Source organism: Stenotrophomonas sp. 80084_Sma (assembly GCF_056481995.1).
The window spans coordinates 1,901,529-1,921,534 of record NZ_CM151177.1 but is presented as its reverse complement, the minus strand read 5'-3'; the positions used below and the strand labels follow the sequence as shown (position 1 = coordinate 1,921,534).

At 65.2% G+C, this 20,006-nt stretch carries 20 protein-coding genes and 1 other RNA gene; 12 read left to right on the top strand and 9 right to left on the bottom strand.

The genetic code is table 11. The features are described 5' to 3' along the window. Positions 1-61: 61 nt before the first annotated feature. The gene (locus ACZK3W_RS09080; RefSeq protein WP_293799520.1) at positions 62-514 is read right to left on the bottom strand and encodes a GNAT family N-acetyltransferase; all 453 of its coding nucleotides are present in this window, start codon (positions 512-514) and stop codon (positions 62-64) included. A 64-nt stretch (positions 515-578) separates the two neighbouring features. Next, positions 579-806 carry a hypothetical protein gene (locus ACZK3W_RS09075; RefSeq protein ID WP_258015708.1) on the bottom strand — a complete coding sequence of 76 codons (228 nt, stop codon included), beginning with the start codon at positions 804-806 and terminating at the stop codon, positions 579-581. Positions 807-1,003: 197 nt separating this feature from the next. On the opposite strand from ACZK3W_RS09075, the gene ssrA reads away from it, so the two are divergent. Continuing rightward, positions 1,004-1,396: a transfer-messenger RNA gene (gene ssrA / locus ACZK3W_RS09070) on the top strand. A 343-nt stretch (positions 1,397-1,739) separates the two neighbouring features. Next, positions 1,740-3,245 (top strand): S8 family serine peptidase, encoded by a 1,506-nt coding sequence (locus ACZK3W_RS09065; protein WP_223224726.1) that lies wholly within the window; start codon positions 1,740-1,742, stop codon positions 3,243-3,245. Between the two features lie 48 nt (positions 3,246-3,293). Here ACZK3W_RS09065 and ACZK3W_RS09060 read toward each other — a convergent pair whose 3' ends face one another. Then, a complete protein-coding gene (locus tag ACZK3W_RS09060) occupies positions 3,294-4,727 on the bottom strand; it encodes an MFS transporter (RefSeq protein WP_478450666.1) in 1,434 nt (477 codons plus the stop codon). 108 nt (positions 4,728-4,835) lie between these two features. Between ACZK3W_RS09060 and soxR the strand changes: the two genes are divergently transcribed. Together soxR and ACZK3W_RS09050 are read left to right on the top strand one after the other, a co-directional pair. Beyond that, the gene (gene soxR / locus ACZK3W_RS09055; RefSeq protein WP_032128280.1) at positions 4,836-5,306 is read left to right on the top strand and encodes a redox-sensitive transcriptional activator SoxR; all 471 of its coding nucleotides are present in this window, start codon (positions 4,836-4,838) and stop codon (positions 5,304-5,306) included. Positions 5,307-5,397: 91 nt separating this feature from the next. Continuing rightward, entirely contained in the window at positions 5,398-5,883 is a 486-nt protein-coding gene (locus ACZK3W_RS09050; RefSeq protein WP_317217772.1) for a hypothetical protein, read from the top strand. A 14-nt stretch (positions 5,884-5,897) separates the two neighbouring features. On the opposite strand, the gene ACZK3W_RS09045 is transcribed toward ACZK3W_RS09050, so the two are convergent. After that, the gene (locus ACZK3W_RS09045) at positions 5,898-6,359 is read right to left on the bottom strand and encodes a methyltransferase family protein (protein ID WP_478450665.1); all 462 of its coding nucleotides are present in this window, start codon (positions 6,357-6,359) and stop codon (positions 5,898-5,900) included. A gap of 153 nt (positions 6,360-6,512) precedes the next feature. On the opposite strand from ACZK3W_RS09045, the gene ACZK3W_RS09040 reads away from it, so the two are divergent. Continuing rightward, a complete protein-coding gene (locus ACZK3W_RS09040; RefSeq protein ID WP_032128277.1) occupies positions 6,513-8,534 on the top strand; it encodes an esterase/lipase family protein in 2,022 nt (673 codons plus the stop codon). 74 nt (positions 8,535-8,608) lie between these two features. Here the strand turns inward: ACZK3W_RS09040 and ACZK3W_RS09035 are convergent, their stop codons facing one another. Next, the gene (locus ACZK3W_RS09035; RefSeq protein WP_125895148.1) at positions 8,609-9,301 is read right to left on the bottom strand and encodes an alpha/beta hydrolase; all 693 of its coding nucleotides are present in this window, start codon (positions 9,299-9,301) and stop codon (positions 8,609-8,611) included. 98 nt (positions 9,302-9,399) lie between these two features. Here ACZK3W_RS09035 and ACZK3W_RS09030 point away from each other — a divergent pair, with 98 nt between their 5' ends. From ACZK3W_RS09030 to ACZK3W_RS09005, 6 genes are all read left to right on the top strand, one after another. After that, positions 9,400-10,332 carry a cupin domain-containing protein gene (locus tag ACZK3W_RS09030; protein ID WP_478450664.1) on the top strand — a complete coding sequence of 311 codons (933 nt, stop codon included), beginning with the start codon at positions 9,400-9,402 and terminating at the stop codon, positions 10,330-10,332. A 70-nt stretch (positions 10,333-10,402) separates the two neighbouring features. After that, complete coding sequence (gene hchA, locus ACZK3W_RS09025) at positions 10,403-11,275, top strand: glyoxalase III HchA (RefSeq protein WP_423163439.1); 873 nt, start codon at positions 10,403-10,405, stop codon at positions 11,273-11,275. Between the two features lie 5 nt (positions 11,276-11,280). Then, positions 11,281-11,985, top strand: coding sequence for a PA1136 family autoinducer-binding transcriptional regulator (locus ACZK3W_RS09020; RefSeq protein WP_049423583.1), 705 nt, complete (start codon positions 11,281-11,283; stop codon positions 11,983-11,985). 87 nt (positions 11,986-12,072) lie between these two features. Further along, positions 12,073-12,306: a hypothetical protein gene (locus tag ACZK3W_RS09015; protein WP_032128272.1), complete on the top strand. Its 234-nt coding sequence runs from the start codon at positions 12,073-12,075 to the stop codon at positions 12,304-12,306. Positions 12,307-12,441: 135 nt separating this feature from the next. Next, complete coding sequence (locus ACZK3W_RS09010; protein ID WP_478450663.1) at positions 12,442-12,684, top strand: hypothetical protein; 243 nt, start codon at positions 12,442-12,444, stop codon at positions 12,682-12,684. A 156-nt stretch (positions 12,685-12,840) separates the two neighbouring features. Continuing rightward, positions 12,841-13,695 carry an endonuclease/exonuclease/phosphatase family protein gene (locus ACZK3W_RS09005; protein WP_478450662.1) on the top strand — a complete coding sequence of 285 codons (855 nt, stop codon included), beginning with the start codon at positions 12,841-12,843 and terminating at the stop codon, positions 13,693-13,695. 19 nt (positions 13,696-13,714) lie between these two features. Here the strand turns inward: ACZK3W_RS09005 and ACZK3W_RS09000 are convergent, their stop codons facing one another. Continuing rightward, on the bottom strand, positions 13,715-13,978 hold the full coding sequence (locus tag ACZK3W_RS09000) for a hypothetical protein (RefSeq protein ID WP_049423576.1): 264 nt from the start codon (positions 13,976-13,978) through the stop codon (positions 13,715-13,717). 140 nt (positions 13,979-14,118) lie between these two features. Here ACZK3W_RS09000 and ACZK3W_RS08995 point away from each other — a divergent pair, with 140 nt between their 5' ends. Further along, on the top strand, positions 14,119-14,496 hold the full coding sequence (locus ACZK3W_RS08995) for a VOC family protein (protein WP_071229462.1): 378 nt from the start codon (positions 14,119-14,121) through the stop codon (positions 14,494-14,496). A 41-nt stretch (positions 14,497-14,537) separates the two neighbouring features. Here ACZK3W_RS08995 and ACZK3W_RS08990 read toward each other — a convergent pair whose 3' ends face one another. The 3 genes from ACZK3W_RS08990 to ACZK3W_RS08980 form a co-directional block, all read right to left on the bottom strand. Further along, positions 14,538-15,959 (bottom strand): efflux transporter outer membrane subunit, encoded by a 1,422-nt coding sequence (locus ACZK3W_RS08990; RefSeq protein WP_478450661.1) that lies wholly within the window; start codon positions 15,957-15,959, stop codon positions 14,538-14,540. Beyond that, positions 15,953-16,690 (bottom strand): SDR family oxidoreductase, encoded by a 738-nt coding sequence (locus ACZK3W_RS08985; protein ID WP_012510730.1) that lies wholly within the window; start codon positions 16,688-16,690, stop codon positions 15,953-15,955. The genes ACZK3W_RS08990 and ACZK3W_RS08985 overlap by 7 nt, the downstream gene beginning before the upstream one ends. A gap of 64 nt (positions 16,691-16,754) precedes the next feature. Next, a complete protein-coding gene (locus ACZK3W_RS08980) occupies positions 16,755-19,925 on the bottom strand; it encodes an efflux RND transporter permease subunit (protein ID WP_032128264.1) in 3,171 nt (1,056 codons plus the stop codon). Between the last annotated feature and the right edge of the window lie 81 nt (positions 19,926-20,006).

Genomic DNA, 20,006 nt, shown 5'->3' with positions numbered 1-20,006 from the left:
CTATGACAGACGCTCTACAACAAGTTGCGGATTGACAGGACGCGCGGCTCGCCCGCAGCGCTCACCCCGCCGACAGATCCTTGCTGAGGAACACCCTGCATGTGCCGGCCGGATCGCATGGCACCCGGCCAAACACGACCCATCCATGCTTCACATAGAAGTCGGGCGCCTGGAAGCTGAGGGTGTACAGCACGCCGGAACGGCAACCGCGACGCCGCGCTTCATCCTCTGCGGCCTTCAGCACACGCGACCCCAGCCCGTTGCCGCGATGGGCCGCTGGCAGATGGAACAGATCCACGAACCACAGGCCCAGTGAGGTTCGCCCGGTAAGGCCCCCTACTACCTTGCCGCTGGCCGGATCGGTAACCAGTACCGCCAGCGCGCGTCGATCGGCATACCCTGCAGCCTCCAGATTGAACTGGTCCAAGCCAGTGCCAATCACCTCCAGCGCTTCGTCGCTGAGTTCATCTGTTACTGCAACGTCTAGCGTCATGGCGTCCTTCCACTGGCTCAACTTCAGGAATCTGGATGCTATCAAGCCTGATCGCACCTACGCCGGCCCGCTTCAGCGTTTGGCGCTATTGCGGCCCGTCTTGAGCACAGACCGATGCCACTGCCTTCAACAACAGATCGGCCTGCAGCCCTGATGCAGGACCTGTTGCCGGAAACGCCGCCGCGAGGGCCTTCGCCGCCCGATCTGCGTGTGGCTGGATGTACCAGGACGATTCAGCCGACAGCATGCCAGCGCGCACCTCTTGCCCGATCCGATACTGTCCCCAGTTGCCGGGGCTGACGGAAATGGCCATGAGGCCCCCCGTGGAGTGGTACCGGAAATTCGAGCACGGCGTCCCAAGGGATCGCAACGTGCCAATCAGCTGGGAGACGGACGCTCACCCGCGTGACTGTTCAGGAAGATTGCCGTAAGATCCGTCTCGTTGGGCAGGGTCAGTGTCAGCTTTTATGACGGCATTGGCCCCAAAGCCTTGCAATGCTTGAAGAAACCGGGGGTGCATTGGTTTCGACGGGGGTTGTGAAGTCGCCTGGCGCATGCCGAGGGGGTAGCTTTCCTCGTAAATCCAGCTGCAAAACTCTAGTTGCCAACGACGACAACTACGCTCCGGTCGCTCTCGCAGCCTAAAAACTGCGGTGCGTGACCTTCTGCCGACTTAGGCGGAGCCTCGAAACTGCTTGTGTCCATGCTCGCAGCGTAGAGTCATTATCATGGAATCGCGCTGGGCGGCTGCCTGTCAGTCCGGCACTAGAACACAACAGGCTGGTTCCCGGGTGCGCTTTGCACACCGTGCTGCTCGGGGATGAGATTCAACGGTGAGCTAAGCATGTAGTGCTGGGGATGGAGTGCCTTCGGACGGCGGTTCAATTCCGCCCACCTCCACCAACGAACGGTTCGTCAAGGACCGGAGAAGCCCGGAAATTCCACCAGCGTGGGTTTCCGGGCTTTTTTATTGGCTGCTCTACGCCGCTGCGAAGTTCGACGCCCCGGCGCAATCGCGGTCCGATGCCGTCAAGCAATGTCGGCAACCGCCATCTTCTCTCGCTTTCGACATCACTAAACCACTTCAGAAATTTCCCACCCTCTCCTTGGGGGGGATGTGTCCGCGAAGCCGTTCGTCCTTGGTCGCCATCAAAAGGAGACCACGGGACACCTGCACCCTTCACATCCAAGCCGAGCCCGAAGGGCACGGCCTGCTCGACACATCTTCCACAAAGGAACTGTATCCATGCGTACGTCGCTTCGGGTTTCCCTTGCCAGCGCCATCACCCTGGTCCTGGCCAGCGCCCCCGCCTTCGCCCAACCCACCGAACGGGTATGGACGCGAGGCATGGCCAGCAACGAGCAGTACAGCAGTTTCATCGTCAAGTACCGGGACGGCAGCAGCAAGCGCGTCTCCGCCACCACCGCGCAGGATGCGCTGAAGAAGCGCCTCGGCGTCCAGCAGCGCAGCAAGCGTTCGATCGGCAACGCACCGCCAGCAGCCGCGTCCGTAACCCATCAACGCCGCATGGGCGGCGGGGCCGACGTGGTCACCACGGACAAGCCACTGGACCTCCCGGAAGCGCAGATCCTGATGCAGCGCATCGCCGACGATCCGGACGTCGAGTATGTGCAGCCGAACTACATGATGAGCGCATTCGCCACACCGAACGACCCACGCTACGGCGAGCAGTGGCACTACAGCAATCCGACCAGTGGCGCGCGCCTGCCCGGCGCGTGGGATCGCTCCACTGGCCAGGGCGTGGTGGTGGCTGTGGTCGATTCGGGCTACCTCAACAACAACGACCTGCAGGCCAACCTGCTGCCGGGCTACGACATGATCTCGTCGACCCGTCCGTTCAGTGATTGGCAATGCATCATCGGCGGAATGAATCCCGGCTGTGGCGGCTCCGACGATGGCGATGGACGCGACGCGGATGCCTTCGATGCCTCGGGCATCGCACACGGCACCCACGTCGCTGGAACGGTCGCTGCGGTGACCAACAACCAGATCGGCGTGGCCGGCGTGGCCTACAACGCGAAGGTCGTGCCGGTACGCGTACTCGGCAACCAGGGCAATGGCGGTTCCGCCGACATCATCGATGGCATGCTCTGGAGTGCCGGTATCAACGTGCCCAACGTCCCGGCCAATGCGAACCCGGCCGAAGTCATCAATCTCAGCCTGGGCGGCCGCCGCGCCTGCTCGCCGGCCGAGCAGGATGCAATCGACGACATCACCGCGCAGGGCACGATCGTGGTGGTCGCCGCCGGCAACAGCAATCTGGATGTGTCCGAGTTTGCTCCGGCGAACTGCAAGGGCGTGATCGCGGTGGCTGCCAACGATCAGGGCGGGCGACGCGCGTTCTACTCCAACTATGGCGCAGGCATCCATATCACCGCACCCGGTGGTGAAACCTGGTCCTGCCGCGCGTCCGTCGGCGAGTTCCTGCCGCTGGCCACGCCGCCTAGCCAGGCCAACTGCGCCCCGACCCGTCAGCATCCGGCACAGGGCATCCTGTCCACGGTGGGTAACAACGCCTTCGACTTCATGTCCGGCACTTCGATGGCGGCGCCTCACGTCGCTGGCATCGTCGCGCTGATGCAAGCGGTGGCGCCGGTGCCAAAGACCACCGACCAGGTCAAGGACATCCTGCGTCGCACTGCGCACCCGATCGCCGCAGCGAACTGCCCGGGTGGCTGCGGGCCAGGCATCATTGACGCGGCCGAAGCCGTGAAGGCAGCCAGCAACTGATGGCATGGCGCAGCGGCCCGGCAAGGTCGCTGCGCCCTCCTCCGTTCCTCAGTTCACGTCTGCCGGAAAGCGGCATCGCTTCACCAGCAGCATGCCCAGCATCGGCGCCAGCGCGAAGGTGGCAAACAGCCACCGGGCCGCACGCGCGGTTCCCTCGGCCCCGCCCGGCTCGATCAGTCCCGCTGCATTGGCGACCATCCCGGCAAGCGCTGCCCCGGCCGCGGTGGCGAACAGCTGGATGGTGGTGATCGACGCACCGGCGCGCTCCTGTTCCTCCGGCGGTGCAGAGGTCAGAACACGTGTCAGCAGGTGAGGCCAAGCCAGACCCACGCCGATCCCGATGACGGCCAGCGCCACGCAGATCGGCACCATCTGCAACCACGTACCGCTGCCCGCAGCCGGCACCCGCAGCGCCAGCCCGATCATGCCCACCCACCCCAGCGCCGGGCCGATCATCAACGCCCGGTCAACGCCGCGCCCGCTGAAGCCGGAGCCGACCAACGACCCGAGCGTCCAACCGGCCGCCATCAGCGCCGCGAGGTAGCCCGCAGCAAGCGGTGATTGCTGATGCAGCACCTGCAGGAACAGTGGCACGAAGACCTCGCCGCTGGTGATCATCACCACCAGCAGCGACATCAGCCCATACAACGCGGCCAGCCGCGAGCGGAGCCGGAGAGCGCCGGAAGGAAGCAGCGTCTGCTTCGCTCGGGACTCGATCCTCATCAGCACCACTGCGAGGAACACGGCCATCACGATGCCAATGAAATTGTTGACTGCGCTCGAGGATGTACTGCCTAGGGAGACACTGATGACGGCCAGGGTCAGCAGCAGGATCTGCAACCACGGGACCGAGGACCTGGCCGCAGCTGAAGACGATGCCTCCCTCTGCGGAAGGACCTTCGACGCCAGCAGCGCGAACAACACGGCAACCGCGGTGACCGACCAGAATGCGGCCCGCCATACGCCCCATTCGGCGAAGACGCCGCCCACCGCAGGTCCGATCAACGTCGCCACGCCCCACATCCCCGAAACCAGGGCCATCGCGCGGGGCCAGAGCGGCTCTTCGAACGCGAGCCGGATCATGGCGTAGGCCAGTGCGAACAGGAAGCCGCCGCCGACACCCTGCACCAGCCGCCCCACCAGCATCATCGGCATCGAGGTCGCGAGCGCGCAGATCACGGCACCGGCTGCGAAGATGAGCGTCGCCAGTGCATAGCTTCCACGAGGCCCGGCACGTTCAAGCAGCTTGATCGACAGTGCCGACCCCAGGATGGACGCGACCACGAAGAGCGTGGTGTTCCATGCGTAGAGATCCAGGCCACCGATGTCCTCCACCACGGTTGGCAACATGGTGGTGGCGATGTAGACGTTGACCGCATGCAGTGCGACCCCGCCCGCCAGGGCAAGTGAGCGCACTGCATTGCGGCCGGACAGGAGATCGCCCCAGCGGGTGCCGGGGACGGCGATGCCTTGCTGTTCCATTTTCGTTCAAACCTATGATTCATGACCTGCAGCCCAGGGTTCACATGCAGGAAAAAGGGAACTGCCTTATAAAACCTCATGTATTGATGAGGTCAAGGAACCCCGGCCATGAAGATCGATGTCAGCGTTCCGCTTTCCGTGGGCGAAGTCGCGCGTCGCAGCGGGGTCAGCATTGCCACCGTGCACTTCTATGAAGCCAAGGGACTGATCCATGGCTGGCGCAACAACGGCAACCAGCGCCGCTACCGCCGCGACGTGCTGCGGCGCATTGCCGTGATCAAGGTCGCACAGCGGGCGGGCGTTCCTTTGGCCACGATCAAGATCGCGCTGGATGATCTTCCAGCCGAACGGGCGCCCAGTTCGAAGGACTGGGCAAGGCTGTCCAGCAACTGGCGCGACATGCTGAACGAGCGCATCCGCAGCCTGGTCCAGCTGCGCGACCAGCTCGACGGCTGCATCGGCTGTGGTTGCCTGTCACTGAAGGACTGTCCGTTGCGAAACCCTGGCGACCAGTTGTCACAACGCGGCGACGGCGCCGTCTTGCTTGAATCGGACGACGGCAGCCGGAATGGGTCATGATCCATTGCTGCACGCGGCACTGACTGAAACATCGCAAAATGAAGCGGCATCCTCCCCGCGTTGCTGCCCACTACCTACAGAAGGACCTGCGATGAGAACTGTGATCATCACCTCTGCCCTGCTCCTGGCTGCTTGTGCCGCGACCCCGGCTGCGCACGCGGTTGCACCAGCCATCGCGCCGCCCGGCACCGCAACACTCGAAGCCCTGCTGGCCTGCAAGGCAGGCTCGACCTTCAGCGAAGCCGAGGCCATCGATGCCCTGCAGGCAGCCGGCCTGGCCAGAAAGCCTGGCGGCACGTTCGAGCCGGAAACCACGCCGGTCGCCCTGTTCGGCGGTACCGTCACCCATGCCGACGTGAATGTCGCCGAGGGCGAGAAGAGCATCTTCGTCTACTTGAACGGTGTCGACCCCAAGCGCCTGGCCAAGACCTGGTCGGTGACCACGGTCAACGAATACGCCAACACCGAAGCACCGTCCTACGTGAAGCGCATCGACAAGCACCACACCCTGCACGTGATTGCCGGTGATGATTACGAAGGCTATTCCGCTGCCGTGAAGTGCCAGATCACACCGTGACGGCCTGACCCGCGCTAGAGCCAGCGCCGTACGCGCTGGCGGAAGGCTGCGTATGCCTCCGGAAAGCGGGCCGACAGTGCCCGCTCTTCCGGCATGATCTGCCATCGGCTGATGTACAGCACGAACAGCGGCACGGCCAGTAGTGCGGTCAGATTCTGCAGGTACAGCATGGCACCTGCCAGGACAGTGGCCTGGCCCAGGTACATCGGGTTGCGCGTGTAGCGGTACACGCCGTGCGTGACCAGCACGCTCGACGTCGCTGGCCGCAGGGGGTTGACCGTGGTGCCCACGCGCCGGAAGGCCAGCTTCGGCAGCAGGTTCAATACCACGCCGAAGGCCATCACCAGACCCGCAAGCAACTCCGGCACGGGTAGCTGCAGCGCCGCGCCCGGCTGCCATCGGCTGACCATATAGCCGATGGCGGCGCACAACAGCATCACGAGAGGCGGAGGAACACGGGTCTCAAGCCATCGCATCGCAGCCCCGCATTCATCCTGTTCACCCCAGTGTCACACGGAAATGCCTGAATCGCCCGGTTGGCGGCATTTCCGCGCTCCAAACCGACCGCCCGGTATCTTCCGCTTTGACATGCCGACCGCTAGAGTGGCGCCACCGCGCAGGAGGATCGTATGGCAACCACGGGCTTGGGCTTCATCGGCCGCACGACCCTCATCATCACCGTGCTGCTCACTCTGGGCGGCTGCGCGACGTTGCGCCAGTTCGGGCCGTCGGTGCAGGTGGCCTCGGTCACCCCCGGCCAGTACATCGCCCTGAAACGCGGCGACATCCTGACCACCGGCAAGCTCAGTTCGGCCACCATGGAGACGCTGCGCGTCGCCGGCCTCGACGAAGGCGTCTGCGCCAAGCCAGGCCTGCCCTGCATCGAGGCCATGGAAGGCAGCATCGTGGTGCGCGAGGAGGACAAGCGCTCAAGCCTGGCCGAACTGTGGCTGCAGTATGCGATGACCTTGCCCGCGCCCAAGCGCGAGTACTCCACGTCAGGCCGTGCCAAGAGCGCGATCACCGAACTGGATGCGGACTTCCAGCCGCGCCTGGACGCGTGGATGCAGGTCGCGCGGCAGGCCTACGCCTACCTGTTCTTCACCGAGCGCACGGCCAACCAGCGCGGTTTCGAAGACCGCCAGACCCAGGTGCGCGACTACTACAACCTGGCCGTGCAGGAAGCCTCGGTACAGTTGTACAACGCCTATGCCACCGGGCGCGTGCATGGTGAAGCCAGCCACTTCCAGCTGGGCCGCTGGACGTTCGTGCTGGCGCCGTCGGGCCAAGCATCACCGCTGGATACGCGTACGCCCACCGAACTGGTACCGGCAGCCTCGCTGTCGTTCACCGGCACGCTGCGCAGCGTGCATCGCCGCGATGGCTTCGGTGCCGAACTGGTGGCCGTGATGGATGATCCCGCCGCCACTACGGCCACCACGCCGCCGGCCACCACAGCCGCCGCGCAGGCCACCACGCCCGTCACGCAGAGCTGGAGCGAGATGCCGTCGCCATCGATGACGGTGCTGCTGCGCTTCTCCGGAAAGAACCTGTGGGAAGTACTGCACGACGACGAGCCGGAACTGGAGATCCACGATCCCTACCAGGTCACGGAAGTCACCCTGCATGGGCAGCAGGTGCCATTGGCCGCGAACTTCACCGCAGGCTACGCACTGTGGCTGGCGCGCTCCAATTTCAGCCACCAATCGCTGCGTTCGCTGTTCGGTGGCAAGGGCGGCATCGACACGCCGCATCTGTACATGATGCAGCCCTACGACCCGAACCGCCGCGTGCTGCTGATGATCCATGGCCTGGCCAGCAGCCCGGAAGCCTGGGTCAACGTCGCCAACGAGCTGATGCGCGACGACGAGATCCGCCAGGACTTCCAGGTCTGGCAGTTCTACTACCCGACCAACATGCCCATCGCGATGAGCCACGATGCGATGCGCCACACGCTGGATGAGGTGTTCAAGCACTTCGACCCCAGCGGCAAGGCGCAGGCCTCTCATGACATGGTGCTGGTCGGGCACAGCATGGGTGGGGTGATCTCACGGCTGATGGTGTCTTCTTCCGGCGACCACCTGGTAGAGACCCTGCTGGCGACCGCACAGATGACGCCTGCGCAGCAGGAGCTGCTGCGCACCAAGGGCGCGCCGGTGCTGACCTTCCTGCCGGAACCGGAAGTATCTCGCGTGGTATTCATTGCCACACCGCACCGCGGTACCGATGTGGCGAGCACCCGCCTCGGCCGCTGGATCGGCCGCCTGGTACGGCTGCCACTGACCGTCCTGGAGGACGTGGCCACCATCGCCAACGACGGCAAGATCGATCGCAACGACGGCAAGCACGGCTACCAGATGAACAGCATCCAGAACCTGGACAAGGACGATCCCTTCGTGCGCGCCGTGGCCGACCTGCCGATGGCACCGAAGGTGCGTTACCACTCGATCATCGCGCGCGCCAAGGCAGATGGTCCGCTGGAAAAGACCGACGACGGGCTGGTGCCCTACTGGAGCTCGCACCTTCCGCACGCGGATTCGGAGAAGGTGATCGTGTCCGGGCACAGCGTGCAGGAAGCCACGCCGGCCATCGTCGAACTGCGGCGGATCCTGCATGAAGACATGCAGGAGCACGACCGGCAGAACAAGTAACGCAAGCGTGGCGGCATCACGGCAGCAGTGCTCTGGCGGGCCGGGACACCGCCACTGAGGCATGACCGGCGTACTCAGCCTTGTCCGTGGGCCGCAGCGTCGGTGATCAGTTCGGCCACCGCTACCGGCTGCGATGCCAACGAAGCATGACTGGCGTCCAGCGTAATGCTGGCACGTGGCTGCATGCGGGCCGCCATGCGCCGCTGGTTGTCAGGGTGGATCATGTGGTCAGCGCTGGAGACCTGGTACCAGCTCGGCTTGTGTCGCCACGCCGGGTCACTGACGGCATCACCGAACGTGCTCGCCATCGGCGCCTTCTGCGTGACCGCCATCACCCGCGCCTCGTCGGCCTGCAGGTCCTGGCAGAAACTCTCGTGAAATTTGCCGGGCTGCAGCCACAGATAGCCGTCGCTGTCCGGCGCCAGATTGGCCGCCGCCTGCGGCAGCTGTTGCTCGGTAATGCCACCGGGACTCTCACCCGCATCCGGCGCGAACGCGGCGATGAACACCAGGCCGGTCACGTTGGGTTCGTTTCCGGCTTCGGAGATCACCGCGCCACCATAGGAATGACCGACCAGCAGCACCGGCCCCGGGATCTGGCGGATCATGCGCCGGGTTCGCTCTGCGTCGTCGGCCAGCGACGTCAATGGCAGTTCCACGGCATGCAGGTCGTGGAAACCCCGGCGATCGAGCTCCAGGATCACCTTGGACCAATGCGCGGCGCCACCCCAGAAACCATGAACCAGAACGATGCTTGGCTTGCTCATCTTGCAGAACTCCTCACTTGGATGGGATCGTTGCCCGACAGCCACCAGCGCTGCCTGAAGCCACCCGACCAGACTACGGATCGCCACTGCCAGCGGCGATGCACGGACTCCTGAAAACCATGCCAAGGCTCCACACCACCGAATCGCTCCAGGCCGGATCCGATGCCTTGTTTGCGATCTTCCAGTCCTCGCGCATGCACGGCGGCGACATCACCCGCCACGTCGTGCAGCCCGATGGAACCCGCATCATTGCCGAGGGGCGCGGCTGCTTCCATTTCATCGAACAGGGCACGGCACGTCTGCATGCGGATGCAGCGGTCGTGCCACTGCAGGCCGGCGAGCTGCTGTTGATGCCGCATGGCCGGACACATCGCATCGACTGTGCCGGCGAAGCTATGCAGCCCGTCCATCTGACCACGGCATCCTTTGGATTTGACGGCCCAGGCAGCCAGTTGCTGCTTGATGCCCTGCCCGGCTGGCTGCATGTCCCCGGGGTGGACCGGATGCCAAACGGATTTCCCGCCAGCTCGGCCGATTGGGTGGCGGTTACCCTGGGCGCGATCCAGGTTGAAGCGGCCCGGCCCACCCTGGGCAGTGGGCTTATGCTGTCACGCCTGCTCGACCTGTTGTTTGTCTGGACGCTGCGCTACTGGCTGGGAACCTCCAGTCCACACAACTGCCAGCGTCTGCATGCGCTGGCCGACCCATTGATCGGGCGGGCACTGGCGTTGATACAGGCACACCCCGCACAGGCATGGACGGTCGAGTCTCTGGCGGCAAGCCTGAATCAATCGCGCTCGAATTTCGCGCAGCGGTTCAGCCTGGCCACTGGCATGTCACCCATGCGCTATCTCGCTGGATCGCGGCTGCAACTGGCCGCAGAGCTGCTGCGCAGCGGAAACCGGCGGGTTTCTCAGATCGCCGGAGACGTCGGGTATCTCTCCGAACCGGCATTCAGTCGTGCTTTCCGCCGCGCCTTCGGTATGAGCCCGAATGCCTGGCGCCAACAGGTGGCAACGTCGCGCGAATGAGGGGAAAACCCTCATCGCCTGTACGCATCCGCCCTTCTATGCTGGCTCCACTACCCCACTGGAGGTCCGCATGAACACGCAAGAGCCCAGCCGCCACCCCAGCCCCGATCCGGCCGAGCGCGACGCCTTCTTCCCGTCGCCGTACTCGCTGTCACAGTTCACATCGGCGAAGAGCGACCTGTCCGGCGCCGACTATCCCGACGCGCGCCGCGATGGCCGCTGGAAGGTGCTGATGATCGCTGCGGACGAACGCTATCTGCCCACCGCCAACGGCCACTTGTTCTCCACCGGCAACCATCCGGTGGAAACCCTGCTGCCGATGTACCACCTGGACAAGGCCGGCTTCGACATCGATGTGGCGACGCTGTCCGGCAACGCCGCCAAGTTCGAGTGGTGGGCGTTCCCGCATGAGGACAAGGAGATCGGCGGACTGTACGACCGCTACGAAGCCCGCTTCCGCCAGCCACTGCCGTTGGAAGAGGTGGTGGCAGGCCTCGATGCCGCGTCGGACTATGCAGCCGTGTTCATTCCCGGTGGCCACGGCGCCCTCATCGGACTGCCGCAGAGTCGCGCGGTAAAGGCGGCCCTGCACTGGGCGATGGCCGAGCAGCGTCACATCATCACCCTCTGCCACGGCCCGGCCGCATTGCTGGCCACAGGCGTTGACGAGGCCGACGGTGGCTCGCTGTTCCGCGGCTACCGCATCTGTGCCTTCCCCGATGCGATGGACCGGCAAACGCCGGAGATCGGCTACATGCCCGGGCAGCTGCCGTGGTTCTTCGGTGAGCGCCTGGCGCAGCAGGGCGTGCAGATCGTCAACGACGGCATCGATGGCAGCGTGCTGCAGGACCGCCTGTTGCTGACCGGCGACAGCCCGCTGGCCGGCAATGCGCTGGGCAAGCTGGCCGCGCGCACGCTGCTCGACGCATTGGCCGGGCGCTGACTGGCGTGAGCGATCTGGTGCAGGCGTTGCTGGAACTGGAACGCGCCCGCTCACTGAGTGCGGTGGGCGCGGTACTACGCGGCATCTCTGCACCGCTGGGCTACGACCGCGTGCTGGTGTTCGCCACCGGCACGGGGTTGGAACGCGGTACCCAGCGCGTGTACTGGATCGAGGGCGACTGGTTCGGCGACGGCAGCACTACCGACCTCGCGCGCTACCTGCACGCCTGTCCGGTCAATCGCCACGTTCTGGACAGTGACGCGCCGTTCTTCTGGAGCAAGCGCCAGGGCGTTCGCGGCGAACGCTATCAGGTGGTAAAGCAGCCACGTGGTGAAGGCCTGCACGGTCTGCAGGTGCCGGTGTTCGGCACCACAGGGCTGGAAGGCGCGATCAGTTTTGCCGGGACAGCGATCGATGCATCGGCCAGCGCGCGACTGCTGCTGGATGCTGCTGCAGCTGCAGCATTCCGTGCCGCACGCCGGCTTTCCGAGACGCCCACCGAGCTTTCCGGAAGTGCGTTGAGCACGCGCGAACGCGAGGTGCTGCGCTGGGTCGCCGCCGGCCGTCGCCAAGCGGAAATCGCGGCCACGCTGGGACTTTCCGCCCGTACGGTGGAGAATCATCTGCGACGCGCGCGCCAGCGCCTGGGCGTGGCAACCACCGCGCAGGCGGTGCGTGCTGCCAGTCGGCGCGGCGAGATCGAGGACTGATCCGGGCAAGACACTTCCGGCGCTCTGGTTCGCGTGTTACACACGCCATGCGCATGTGCGCGATTGCAGAAAGCAAGGACGATGCTTATGAAACTGCAACTGGCCGCGATGGCCGCGTTGGTGATGGCAACGGCAACCCTGGCTCCGGTGGCGGACGCCAATGCCGGGGGACCGAAAGAAAATGTTTCGTGCGTGCCGGTGAAAGTGGACCACAACCGGGTCCACCAGCACTGCACGGAAACCTACACCGATGAGTTCGGCAACGTGTACGAAGCCGAGTACTGGATCGACGAGTACGGCAACCCTTACCTGCGCGACTGAGCCGGCAGGGGAATGCGCCGGGCCGCCCGCCGGGCCGGCGCGCATGCAGCGGCTGCCACTCGGGCGCATGCTCTACCCGGGGGTAGTTGCACGACACCGCGCAGATGCGCGATTGCAGACACAAGGATGATGCCCATGAAACTGCACCTGGCCTCGATGGCCGCACTGATGTTTGCCGTGGGAGCTCTCTCCACGCCGTCCCAGGCCACCGCCGGCGGTGGTGGCGGTGGTCCGGAGAACACGAACTGCGTCCGGGTCAAGATGGGGCCCTATTACCATCAACGTTGCGAAGTGACGTACTTCGACGAGGACGGCACTCCCTACATCGAGGTGTACTGGATTGACCAGAATGGCCAGTGGTACCTGCCTGCCGACTAAGCACCCATGACCTCCTGATCGCGCCCGCGCGATCCGCCGGGCGGGACCTTCACCGCCCGCCCGGCATCTTCCATCCGCCCATCCCGGCATATCGCCGACCCCACCGTCCATGGCATGCTTCATGAAACCGTTTTCATGGAATGGAGGGATTCCACGATGTTGTCGCGTTTCCGTCGCCCTGCGCTGTGTGCGCTGCTGGCGCTTGCTCTGCCTGCCGTCGCCTGGGCTGCTGCGCCGGTGCCACTGAAAGTGATGTCGTTCAATGTCCGTACCCCGGCCGATACCGAACCGGGCAAGCGCTGGCCGGACCGTCGCGATGCCATGGTCAAGGTCATCCTCGATGCACACCCGGCCGTGATTGGCACGCAGGAGCTGGTGAAGGAACAGGCCGACTTCCTGTCCGGGCATCTGCCCGGCTACCGCTGGTTCGGTGAAGGCCGCCGCGGTGGCAGCGGCGATGAACACATGGGCGTGTTCTACGACAGCAAGGTGCTGGCCATCGAGGAATCCGGCAACTTCTGGTTATCCGATACGCCCGAAGTACCCGGCAGCATCAGCTGGGGCAACCTGTACCCGCGCATGGTCACCTGGGCCCTGTTCCGGCGCCTGGACGATGGCCGCCGTTTCTACTTCATGAATACCCACCTGCCCTATCGCGACGAGGACGAACCGCGCCGGGTGAAGGGTGCCGAGCTGATCGGCAAGCGCCTGCAAGCCCTGCCTGCCGACCTGCCGGTGGTCCTGACCGGTGACTTCAACAGCGAGCCTGGCGGTGACACCTACAAGGCATTCACCCGCCAGCTGCAGGACACACGCACGCAGGTGAATGCACCGCAGGGACCACGCCTGACCTTCCACGACTTCACCGGCAAGGCCACCGTGCAGCTGGACTGGGTGCTGGTGCGCGGCTTCCATGCCCGCAGTTTCCTCACCGATGACCGCCGCATCGACGGCGTGCTGCCGTCGGATCACTTCCCGCTGGTGGTCGAGCTGGACTGGCCGAAGCACTGAATCTCTGCGGCAGCCGTGGCTACCGCGGCGGCTGCCGCGACAACAGCCGGTACAACGCCAGGTGCTGGTTGCGCGCCTGGCAGATGCGGGCGCCGACAGCAAGGAACACGGCAACGCCGATCAGGCCCAGCCCCAGCATCGGATCAGGCAGTCGCAGGAAACCGATCGCAGCGGCCATCGTCGCCAGCACCAGCAGCACAACGACCGCCACCGAAAGGCCTGCGCCGGGTGGCCCCGGGTCGCCAAACAGCATGCGCTGGGTATCCCGCCTGTCATCACTCATCGTATGTACTCCCTGGAATCTGCCCCACTAGTTACACGGCGGACACGGCTTCCGGCAGAGTCAGAAACGTCACGACTGTGACAACGTCCACAGCACACACCGCGCTACCCTGCCCCCGTTCCCGAACTGTGGAGAAAGGCATGGCACACCAGAGCCGCCTGGCCGGTTTCATCATCGATTGCGAGGGCATTCCCGCCGACGAAGGTGCCCGCTTCTGGTCCGCCGCGCTCGGCCTGCAGGCGCAGCCCGCCTATGCCGAAGACGGCGCCGAGTACGCCGACCTGCAAGGCGCGCCCGCAGGCCTGAACGTGGAGGTGCAACGCGTCAATCATCCTTCACGGGTGCACCTGGACATCGAGAGCGACGACATCGACGCCGAGGCCGACCGCCTGGAGAAGCTCGGCGCGCGGCGGATAGGCTTCGTCAAACGCTGGTGGGTGATGGAAGCACCGACCGGCCATCGCTTCTGCATCGTGCGCATGCGCGAGCGCGAGACACCAGCCAATCACTGGCCCTGAAAGAAGAAAGGGACGGAAGCCACTGCTTCCGTCCCCTGCGGTTACTGCACCTGCGCCACACTCGCCGGCTGCGGTGATTGACCCCAACCACCCAGCGCCTTGTACACCCCCACCACGCTGACGTTGACCTCGGACTCGGCCGCGGCCAACGCATCATCGGCTGCCAGCTGCGTACGCTGCGCATCCAGCAGGGTCAGGAAGTCCTCCGAGCCCTCGCGATAGCGGATCTGCGCCAGCGACTCGGCACGGCGTGCCGCCTGCGCCTGCTCGACCACGATCGCCAGCCGCGCCTGCTGCTTGGAATAGCGGGTCAGCGCGTTCTCGGTGTCTTCCAGTGCCAGCAGCACCGTCTGCTCATACTGTGCTGCCACGCCTTCGGCCTCGGCCTTGCTGGCACGCAGGCGTGCACGCACGGTGCCGAAATCGAAGGCCGCCCAGCTCAGCGACGGCGTCAGCGACCAGGCCTTGTTGTTGCCATTGACCAGGCCACTGGCATCGCCACCGAGGAAGCCGACGAATCCGGACAGCGACAGCCGCGGGAACAGATCCGCCGTGGCCACGCCCACCCGCGCGGTAGCGGCGGCAAGACGACGCTCGGCCACGCGCACGTCGGCGCGTTGGCGCAGCAGCTCGCGGGTATCGCCCAGCGGCAGCGCCTTGGCGAATGCCGGCACTTCGTGCGGCGCAAGCATGGCGGTCAGCGTTTCCGGACGCTGGCCCAGCAGAACCGCCAGGCGGTTGCGCGACTGCGTTTCGGCCACTTCCAGCAGCGGAATGTCGGCCTCGATCGCCTTCAGCCGGGCACGACTGCTCTGCACGTCCAGCTCGCTGCCGGCGCCCAGCTCCCAGCGTGCCTCGGTCAGCTTCTGCGTCTCGCGCAGATTGACCAGGGTGTGCTGGGCCACGGCGATGCGCTTCTGTGTGCCGCGCAGCTCGAAGTAGTTGCGTGCCACTTCGGCGGCGATCAGTACCTGTGCGTCGGCCAGGTTGGCCTGCTCGGCGTCGAGGTCGCCACGCGCGGCTTCTGCAGCACGGCGCTTGCGGCCGAACAGATCCAGCTCCCAGCCCGCATCGAAGCCGAGCTGGTAGCTTTCACTGAACACCCGCTGCCCACCCAGCTGCGGATCGGGTTGCTTGCGGCGATCGTAGCTGCCGCCCGCGGTAACGTGGGGCGCCTGGTCGAAGCGGCTTTCGACGAACACCGCACGGGCCTGGCTGACGCGGGCCACGGCCACGCGCAGGTCCAGGTTGTCCGACAGTGCGCCGTGCACCAGCTCTTCCAGCACCGGATCATCGAACTGCGCCCACCAGCTGGCCACCGGCGAGGTGGTGCTGAACACCGGCTGCTGCGCCCCCTGCAGCACCACCGGATCCTGCACCGGCGCCTTGTAGTTCGGGCCGACGCTGACACAGCCTGCCAGCACCAGGCTGGAGACGGCCATCGCCAACGTGCGGATCACCATGGCAGCACCTCGCCCAGGTAGGTGAAGCTGCCGTTCGGACCTTCATGGCCGATCAGTGCCATCTGCACACTGGAGCGCGCGCCTTCGCTGATCTCGATCTCGCCGTGGCCGCCGTTCATATCGGTTTTCACGTAACCCGGATGCACGGTATTGACCTTGATCTGGGTGCTGCGCAGTTCATGCGCCAGTGCCAGCGTCCAGCTGTTCACCGCTGCCTTGGAGGCGTTGTACGCGGGGATCTTGAAATCGTAGATGCCCGAGGTCGGATCAGCGTGCAGGGTCTGCGAGCCGAGCATGCTCGAAACGTTGACGATGCGCCCGGACTTGGCCTGCCTGACCAGTGGCAGGAAGGCCTGGGTCACCGCAACCAGTGCGTACACGTTGGTGTCGAAAGTGCGCTTCCAGGTATCCAGCGACTGTTCGGACGGCGCTTGCGCCGGGTTCTCGATCATGATGCCGGCGTTGTTGACCAGGATGTCCAGGCGCCCATGGCGCTGGCGTACCTGCTCGACCGCTTCGGCGATGCTGGCTGCATCGGTCACGTCCAGCTGGATGGCTTCCACCGGCAGGCCCTCGGCCTGCAGCTTCAGCGCCTGCTCTACGGCGGTCTCGCGCTTGCGGCCGGCCAGCAGCGTATGCACGCCGGCCTGGGCCAGCTGGCGCACGGTCTCGGCGCCGATGCCGCGGGTGGCGCCGGTGACCAGCGCGATCTTGTTCTGATGAGAGTTCATGGATTCTTGCCTCGTGAGGGGGAAGCCGCCGCCGGCCAGCGACCGGCGGCGACGGGGTTCCATGTCAGTGGTGGATGGTCGGCTCGCCGTGCTGCACCAGCTGGCCACCACCGTTGCGGGTGACGAACTTGCGCAGGGCCACGTAGAACACCGGGGTGAGGAACAGGCCGAACAGGGTCACGCCCAGCATGCCGGCGAACACGGTGATACCGGTCACCGAGCGCACCTCGGCACCTGCACCGTGCGACAGCACCAGCGGTACGGTGCCGGCGATGAACGCGATGGAGGTCATCACGATCGGGCGCAAGCGCAGGCGGCAGGCTTCCAGCGCAGCTTCAACGATACCCTTGCCGCCCATCTCCAGCTCTCTGGCAAATTCGACGATCAGGATCGCGTTCTTGCACGCCAGGCCCATCAGCACCACCAGGCCGACCTGCACGAACACGTTGTTGTCACCACCGGTCAGCCACACGCCGAACAGCGCGGACAGCAGGGTCATCGGCACGATCAGGATCACCGCCAGCGGCAGCGACCAGCTCTCGTACAGTGCGGCCAGCACCAGGAAGGCCAGCATGATCGCCACCGGGAACACGATGAAGGCGGCCTTGCCCTGGGTTGCCTGCTGGTAGCTCAGGTCGGTCCATTCGGTGGTCATGCCCACCGGCAGCACCTTGCCGGCGATCTCGGTCAGCTTGTTCATCGCCTCGGCCGAAGACAGCAGGCGCGGGTCGGCTTCACCGGCCAGATCCGCTGCCGGATAGCCATTGAAGCGCAGCACCGGGTCCGGGCCGAAGGTCTGCTTGATGGTGACCATCGAACCGATCGGCACCATCTCGCCGCGGTCATTGCGGGTACGCAGCTTGCCGATGTCCTCGACCGTTTCGCGGTACGGACCGTCCGCCTGCGCGATGACCTGCCAGGTACGGCCGAACTGGTTGAAGTCGTTGACGTAGGCCGAGCCGAGGTAGGTCTGCAGCGTGTCGAACAGTTCGGTGAGCTGCACGCCCTGTGCCTTGGCCTTGACGCGGTCGACCTCGGCATCCAGCTGCGGCACATTGGCCTGGTAGCTGGAAATCGGGAAGGCCATGCCCGGCGTCTGCGCAACGGTGCCCTGCATTGCCTGTACAGCATTCTGCAGCGCGCCGTAACCCAGGTTGCCGCGGTCCTCGATGAACATCTGGTAGCCGTTGCCGTTGCCCAGGCCGAGGATCGGCGGCGGCATCATCGAGAAGGCGAAGCCTTCCTGCAGGCCGGCGATCTTCTGGTTGATCTCGGCGTTGATCTGCGCGGCGGTACGGCCATGACGCTCGGCGAACGGCTTGAGCGGAATGAACGCCACACCGGTGTTCGGCGTGTTGGTGAACTGCAGCGCGTTCAAACCCGGGAACGAGATGGTGTGGGCCACGCCATCGGTTTCCTGGGCGATCTTGGCGACCTTGCGCAGCATTTCATCGGTACGCGCGATCGACGAACCTTCCGGCAGCTTCACACCGGCAATCAGGTACAGCTTGTCCTGGGTCGGGATGAAGCCCGGCGGCACCAGCTTGAAGATCACACCGGTACCGACCAGCAGGATCGCGTAGACCACGAACACCGCACCACGACGGCCGAGGATGCGGGCCACGCCACGCTCGTACTTCTCCGAACTGGACTTGAAGAAGCGGTTGAACGGACGGAACACCCAGCCGAACAGGCGGTCGATCAAGCGGCTCGGGCCGTCCTTCGGCGCTCCATGGGCCTTCAGCAGACGCGCGGCCAGGGCCGGCGACAGGGTCAGCGAGTTGATCGCCGAGATCACCGTGGAGATGGCGATGGTGACCGCGAACTGCTTGTAGAACTGGCCAGTGACACCCGACAGGAAGGCCATCGGCACGAACACGGCACACAGCACCAGCGCGATCGCGATGATCGGGCCGGACACCTCACGCATGGCCTGGTGGGCCGCGGCGGTGGGCGACAGGCCTTCTTCGATGTTGCGCTCGACGTTCTCCACCACCACGATCGCGTCATCCACCACGATGCCGATCGCCAGCACCAGGCCGAACAGGCTCAGCGTATTGATCGAGAAGCCCAGCAGGTACAGCGCGGCGAAAGTACCGACCACCGACACCGGCACCGCGATCAGCGGAATGATCGACGCACGCCAGGTCTGCAGGAACAGGATCACCACCAGCACCACCAGCGCGATCGCTTCCAGCAGCGTGGAGACCACGGCCTTGATCGAGTCGCGCACGAAGATGGTGGTGTCATACACGGCTTCGTACTTCACGTCGGCCGGCATGGTCTTCTGCATCTCGTCCATCGTCGAGATGACCTGGTCGCGGATCTCCAGTGCATTGGCACCCGGCGACTGGAAGATACCGATACCCACCGCGTTCTTGCCGTCCAGCTGCGAACGCAGGGTGTAGTCACCGGCACCCAGTTCCAGGCGGGCCACATCGGCCAGGCGCACGATCTCGCCATCAACACCGCTCTTGAGCACGATGTCGCCGAATTCCTTTTCAGTCTTCAGGCGGCCCTGGGCATTGATCAGGGTCAGGAACTGGCTGTTCGGCAGCGGTTCGGCGCCGAGCTGGCCGGCCGAGACCTGCACGTTCTGCTCACGCATGGCGCGCACTACGTCACTGGCGGTCAGGCCGCGCGAGGCGACCTTGTCCGGGTCCAGCCAGGCGCGCATGGCGTAGTCACCACCACCGAAGATCTGCGCGTCACCCACGCCCGGAATACGCGCCAGCGCATCCTTGACGTGCAGACGGGCGTAGTTGCGCAGGTACAGGGTGTCGTACTTGCCGTTCGGCGAGGTCAGGTGCACCACCATCAGGAAGGTCGGTGACTGCTTCTGCGTGGTCACGCCCTGCCGGCGCACGTCCTCGGGCAGGCGCGCCTGCGCCTGCGCCACGCGGTTCTGCACTTTCACCGCCGCCGCGTCCGGGTCGGTGCCCGGGCGGAAGGTGACGGTCATCTGCAGCACACCGTCCGAGCCGGCGACCGACTTCAGGTACATCATGCCTTCGACGCCGTTGATCGCCTCTTCAAGCGGCGTGGCGACGGTCTCGGCAATGACCTTGGGGTTGGCGCCCGGATACACCGTGCGCACGACCACCGACGGCGGCACCACTTCCGGGTACTCGCTGATCGGCAGGATTGGAATCGTGATCAGGCCTGCGGCGAAGATCACGATCGACAGCACCGCCGCGAAGATCGGCCTGTCGATGAAGAAACGGGAAAAGTCCATGGAGGAATTCCTGGGAAAGGCGTTCGGCGGGCAACAGCCTCCCCGCCCCTCGCCGAGATGACGAAGGCAGAGAAGGCTGCT

What these genes read in the sequence shown, in the direction of transcription:
- ACZK3W_RS09075 (WP_258015708.1), bottom strand. Translation starts at nt 806, where the DNA reads ATGGCCATTTCCGTCAGCCCCGGCAACTGGGGACAGTATCGGATCGGG.
- ACZK3W_RS09065 (WP_223224726.1), top strand. Translation starts at nt 1,740, where the DNA reads ATGCGTACGTCGCTTCGGGTTTCCCTTGCCAGCGCCATCACCCTGGTC.
- ACZK3W_RS09060 (WP_478450666.1), bottom strand. Translation starts at nt 4,727, where the DNA reads ATGGAACAGCAAGGCATCGCCGTCCCCGGCACCCGCTGGGGCGATCTC.
- soxR (WP_032128280.1), top strand. Translation starts at nt 4,836, where the DNA reads ATGAAGATCGATGTCAGCGTTCCGCTTTCCGTGGGCGAAGTCGCGCGT.
- ACZK3W_RS09050 (WP_317217772.1), top strand. Translation starts at nt 5,398, where the DNA reads ATGAGAACTGTGATCATCACCTCTGCCCTGCTCCTGGCTGCTTGTGCC.
- ACZK3W_RS09045 (WP_478450665.1), bottom strand. Translation starts at nt 6,359, where the DNA reads ATGCGATGGCTTGAGACCCGTGTTCCTCCGCCTCTCGTGATGCTGTTG.
- ACZK3W_RS09040 (WP_032128277.1), top strand. Translation starts at nt 6,513, where the DNA reads ATGGCAACCACGGGCTTGGGCTTCATCGGCCGCACGACCCTCATCATC.
- ACZK3W_RS09035 (WP_125895148.1), bottom strand. Translation starts at nt 9,301, where the DNA reads ATGAGCAAGCCAAGCATCGTTCTGGTTCATGGTTTCTGGGGTGGCGCC.
- ACZK3W_RS09030 (WP_478450664.1), top strand. Translation starts at nt 9,400, where the DNA reads ATGCACGGACTCCTGAAAACCATGCCAAGGCTCCACACCACCGAATCG.
- hchA (WP_423163439.1), top strand. Translation starts at nt 10,403, where the DNA reads ATGAACACGCAAGAGCCCAGCCGCCACCCCAGCCCCGATCCGGCCGAG.
- ACZK3W_RS09015 (WP_032128272.1), top strand. Translation starts at nt 12,073, where the DNA reads ATGAAACTGCAACTGGCCGCGATGGCCGCGTTGGTGATGGCAACGGCA.
- ACZK3W_RS09010 (WP_478450663.1), top strand. Translation starts at nt 12,442, where the DNA reads ATGAAACTGCACCTGGCCTCGATGGCCGCACTGATGTTTGCCGTGGGA.
- ACZK3W_RS09005 (WP_478450662.1), top strand. Translation starts at nt 12,841, where the DNA reads ATGTTGTCGCGTTTCCGTCGCCCTGCGCTGTGTGCGCTGCTGGCGCTT.
- ACZK3W_RS09000 (WP_049423576.1), bottom strand. Translation starts at nt 13,978, where the DNA reads ATGAGTGATGACAGGCGGGATACCCAGCGCATGCTGTTTGGCGACCCG.
- ACZK3W_RS08995 (WP_071229462.1), top strand. Translation starts at nt 14,119, where the DNA reads ATGGCACACCAGAGCCGCCTGGCCGGTTTCATCATCGATTGCGAGGGC.
- ACZK3W_RS08990 (WP_478450661.1), bottom strand. Translation starts at nt 15,959, where the DNA reads ATGGTGATCCGCACGTTGGCGATGGCCGTCTCCAGCCTGGTGCTGGCA.
- ACZK3W_RS08985 (WP_012510730.1), bottom strand. Translation starts at nt 16,690, where the DNA reads ATGAACTCTCATCAGAACAAGATCGCGCTGGTCACCGGCGCCACCCGC.
- ACZK3W_RS08980 (WP_032128264.1), bottom strand. Translation starts at nt 19,925, where the DNA reads ATGGACTTTTCCCGTTTCTTCATCGACAGGCCGATCTTCGCGGCGGTG.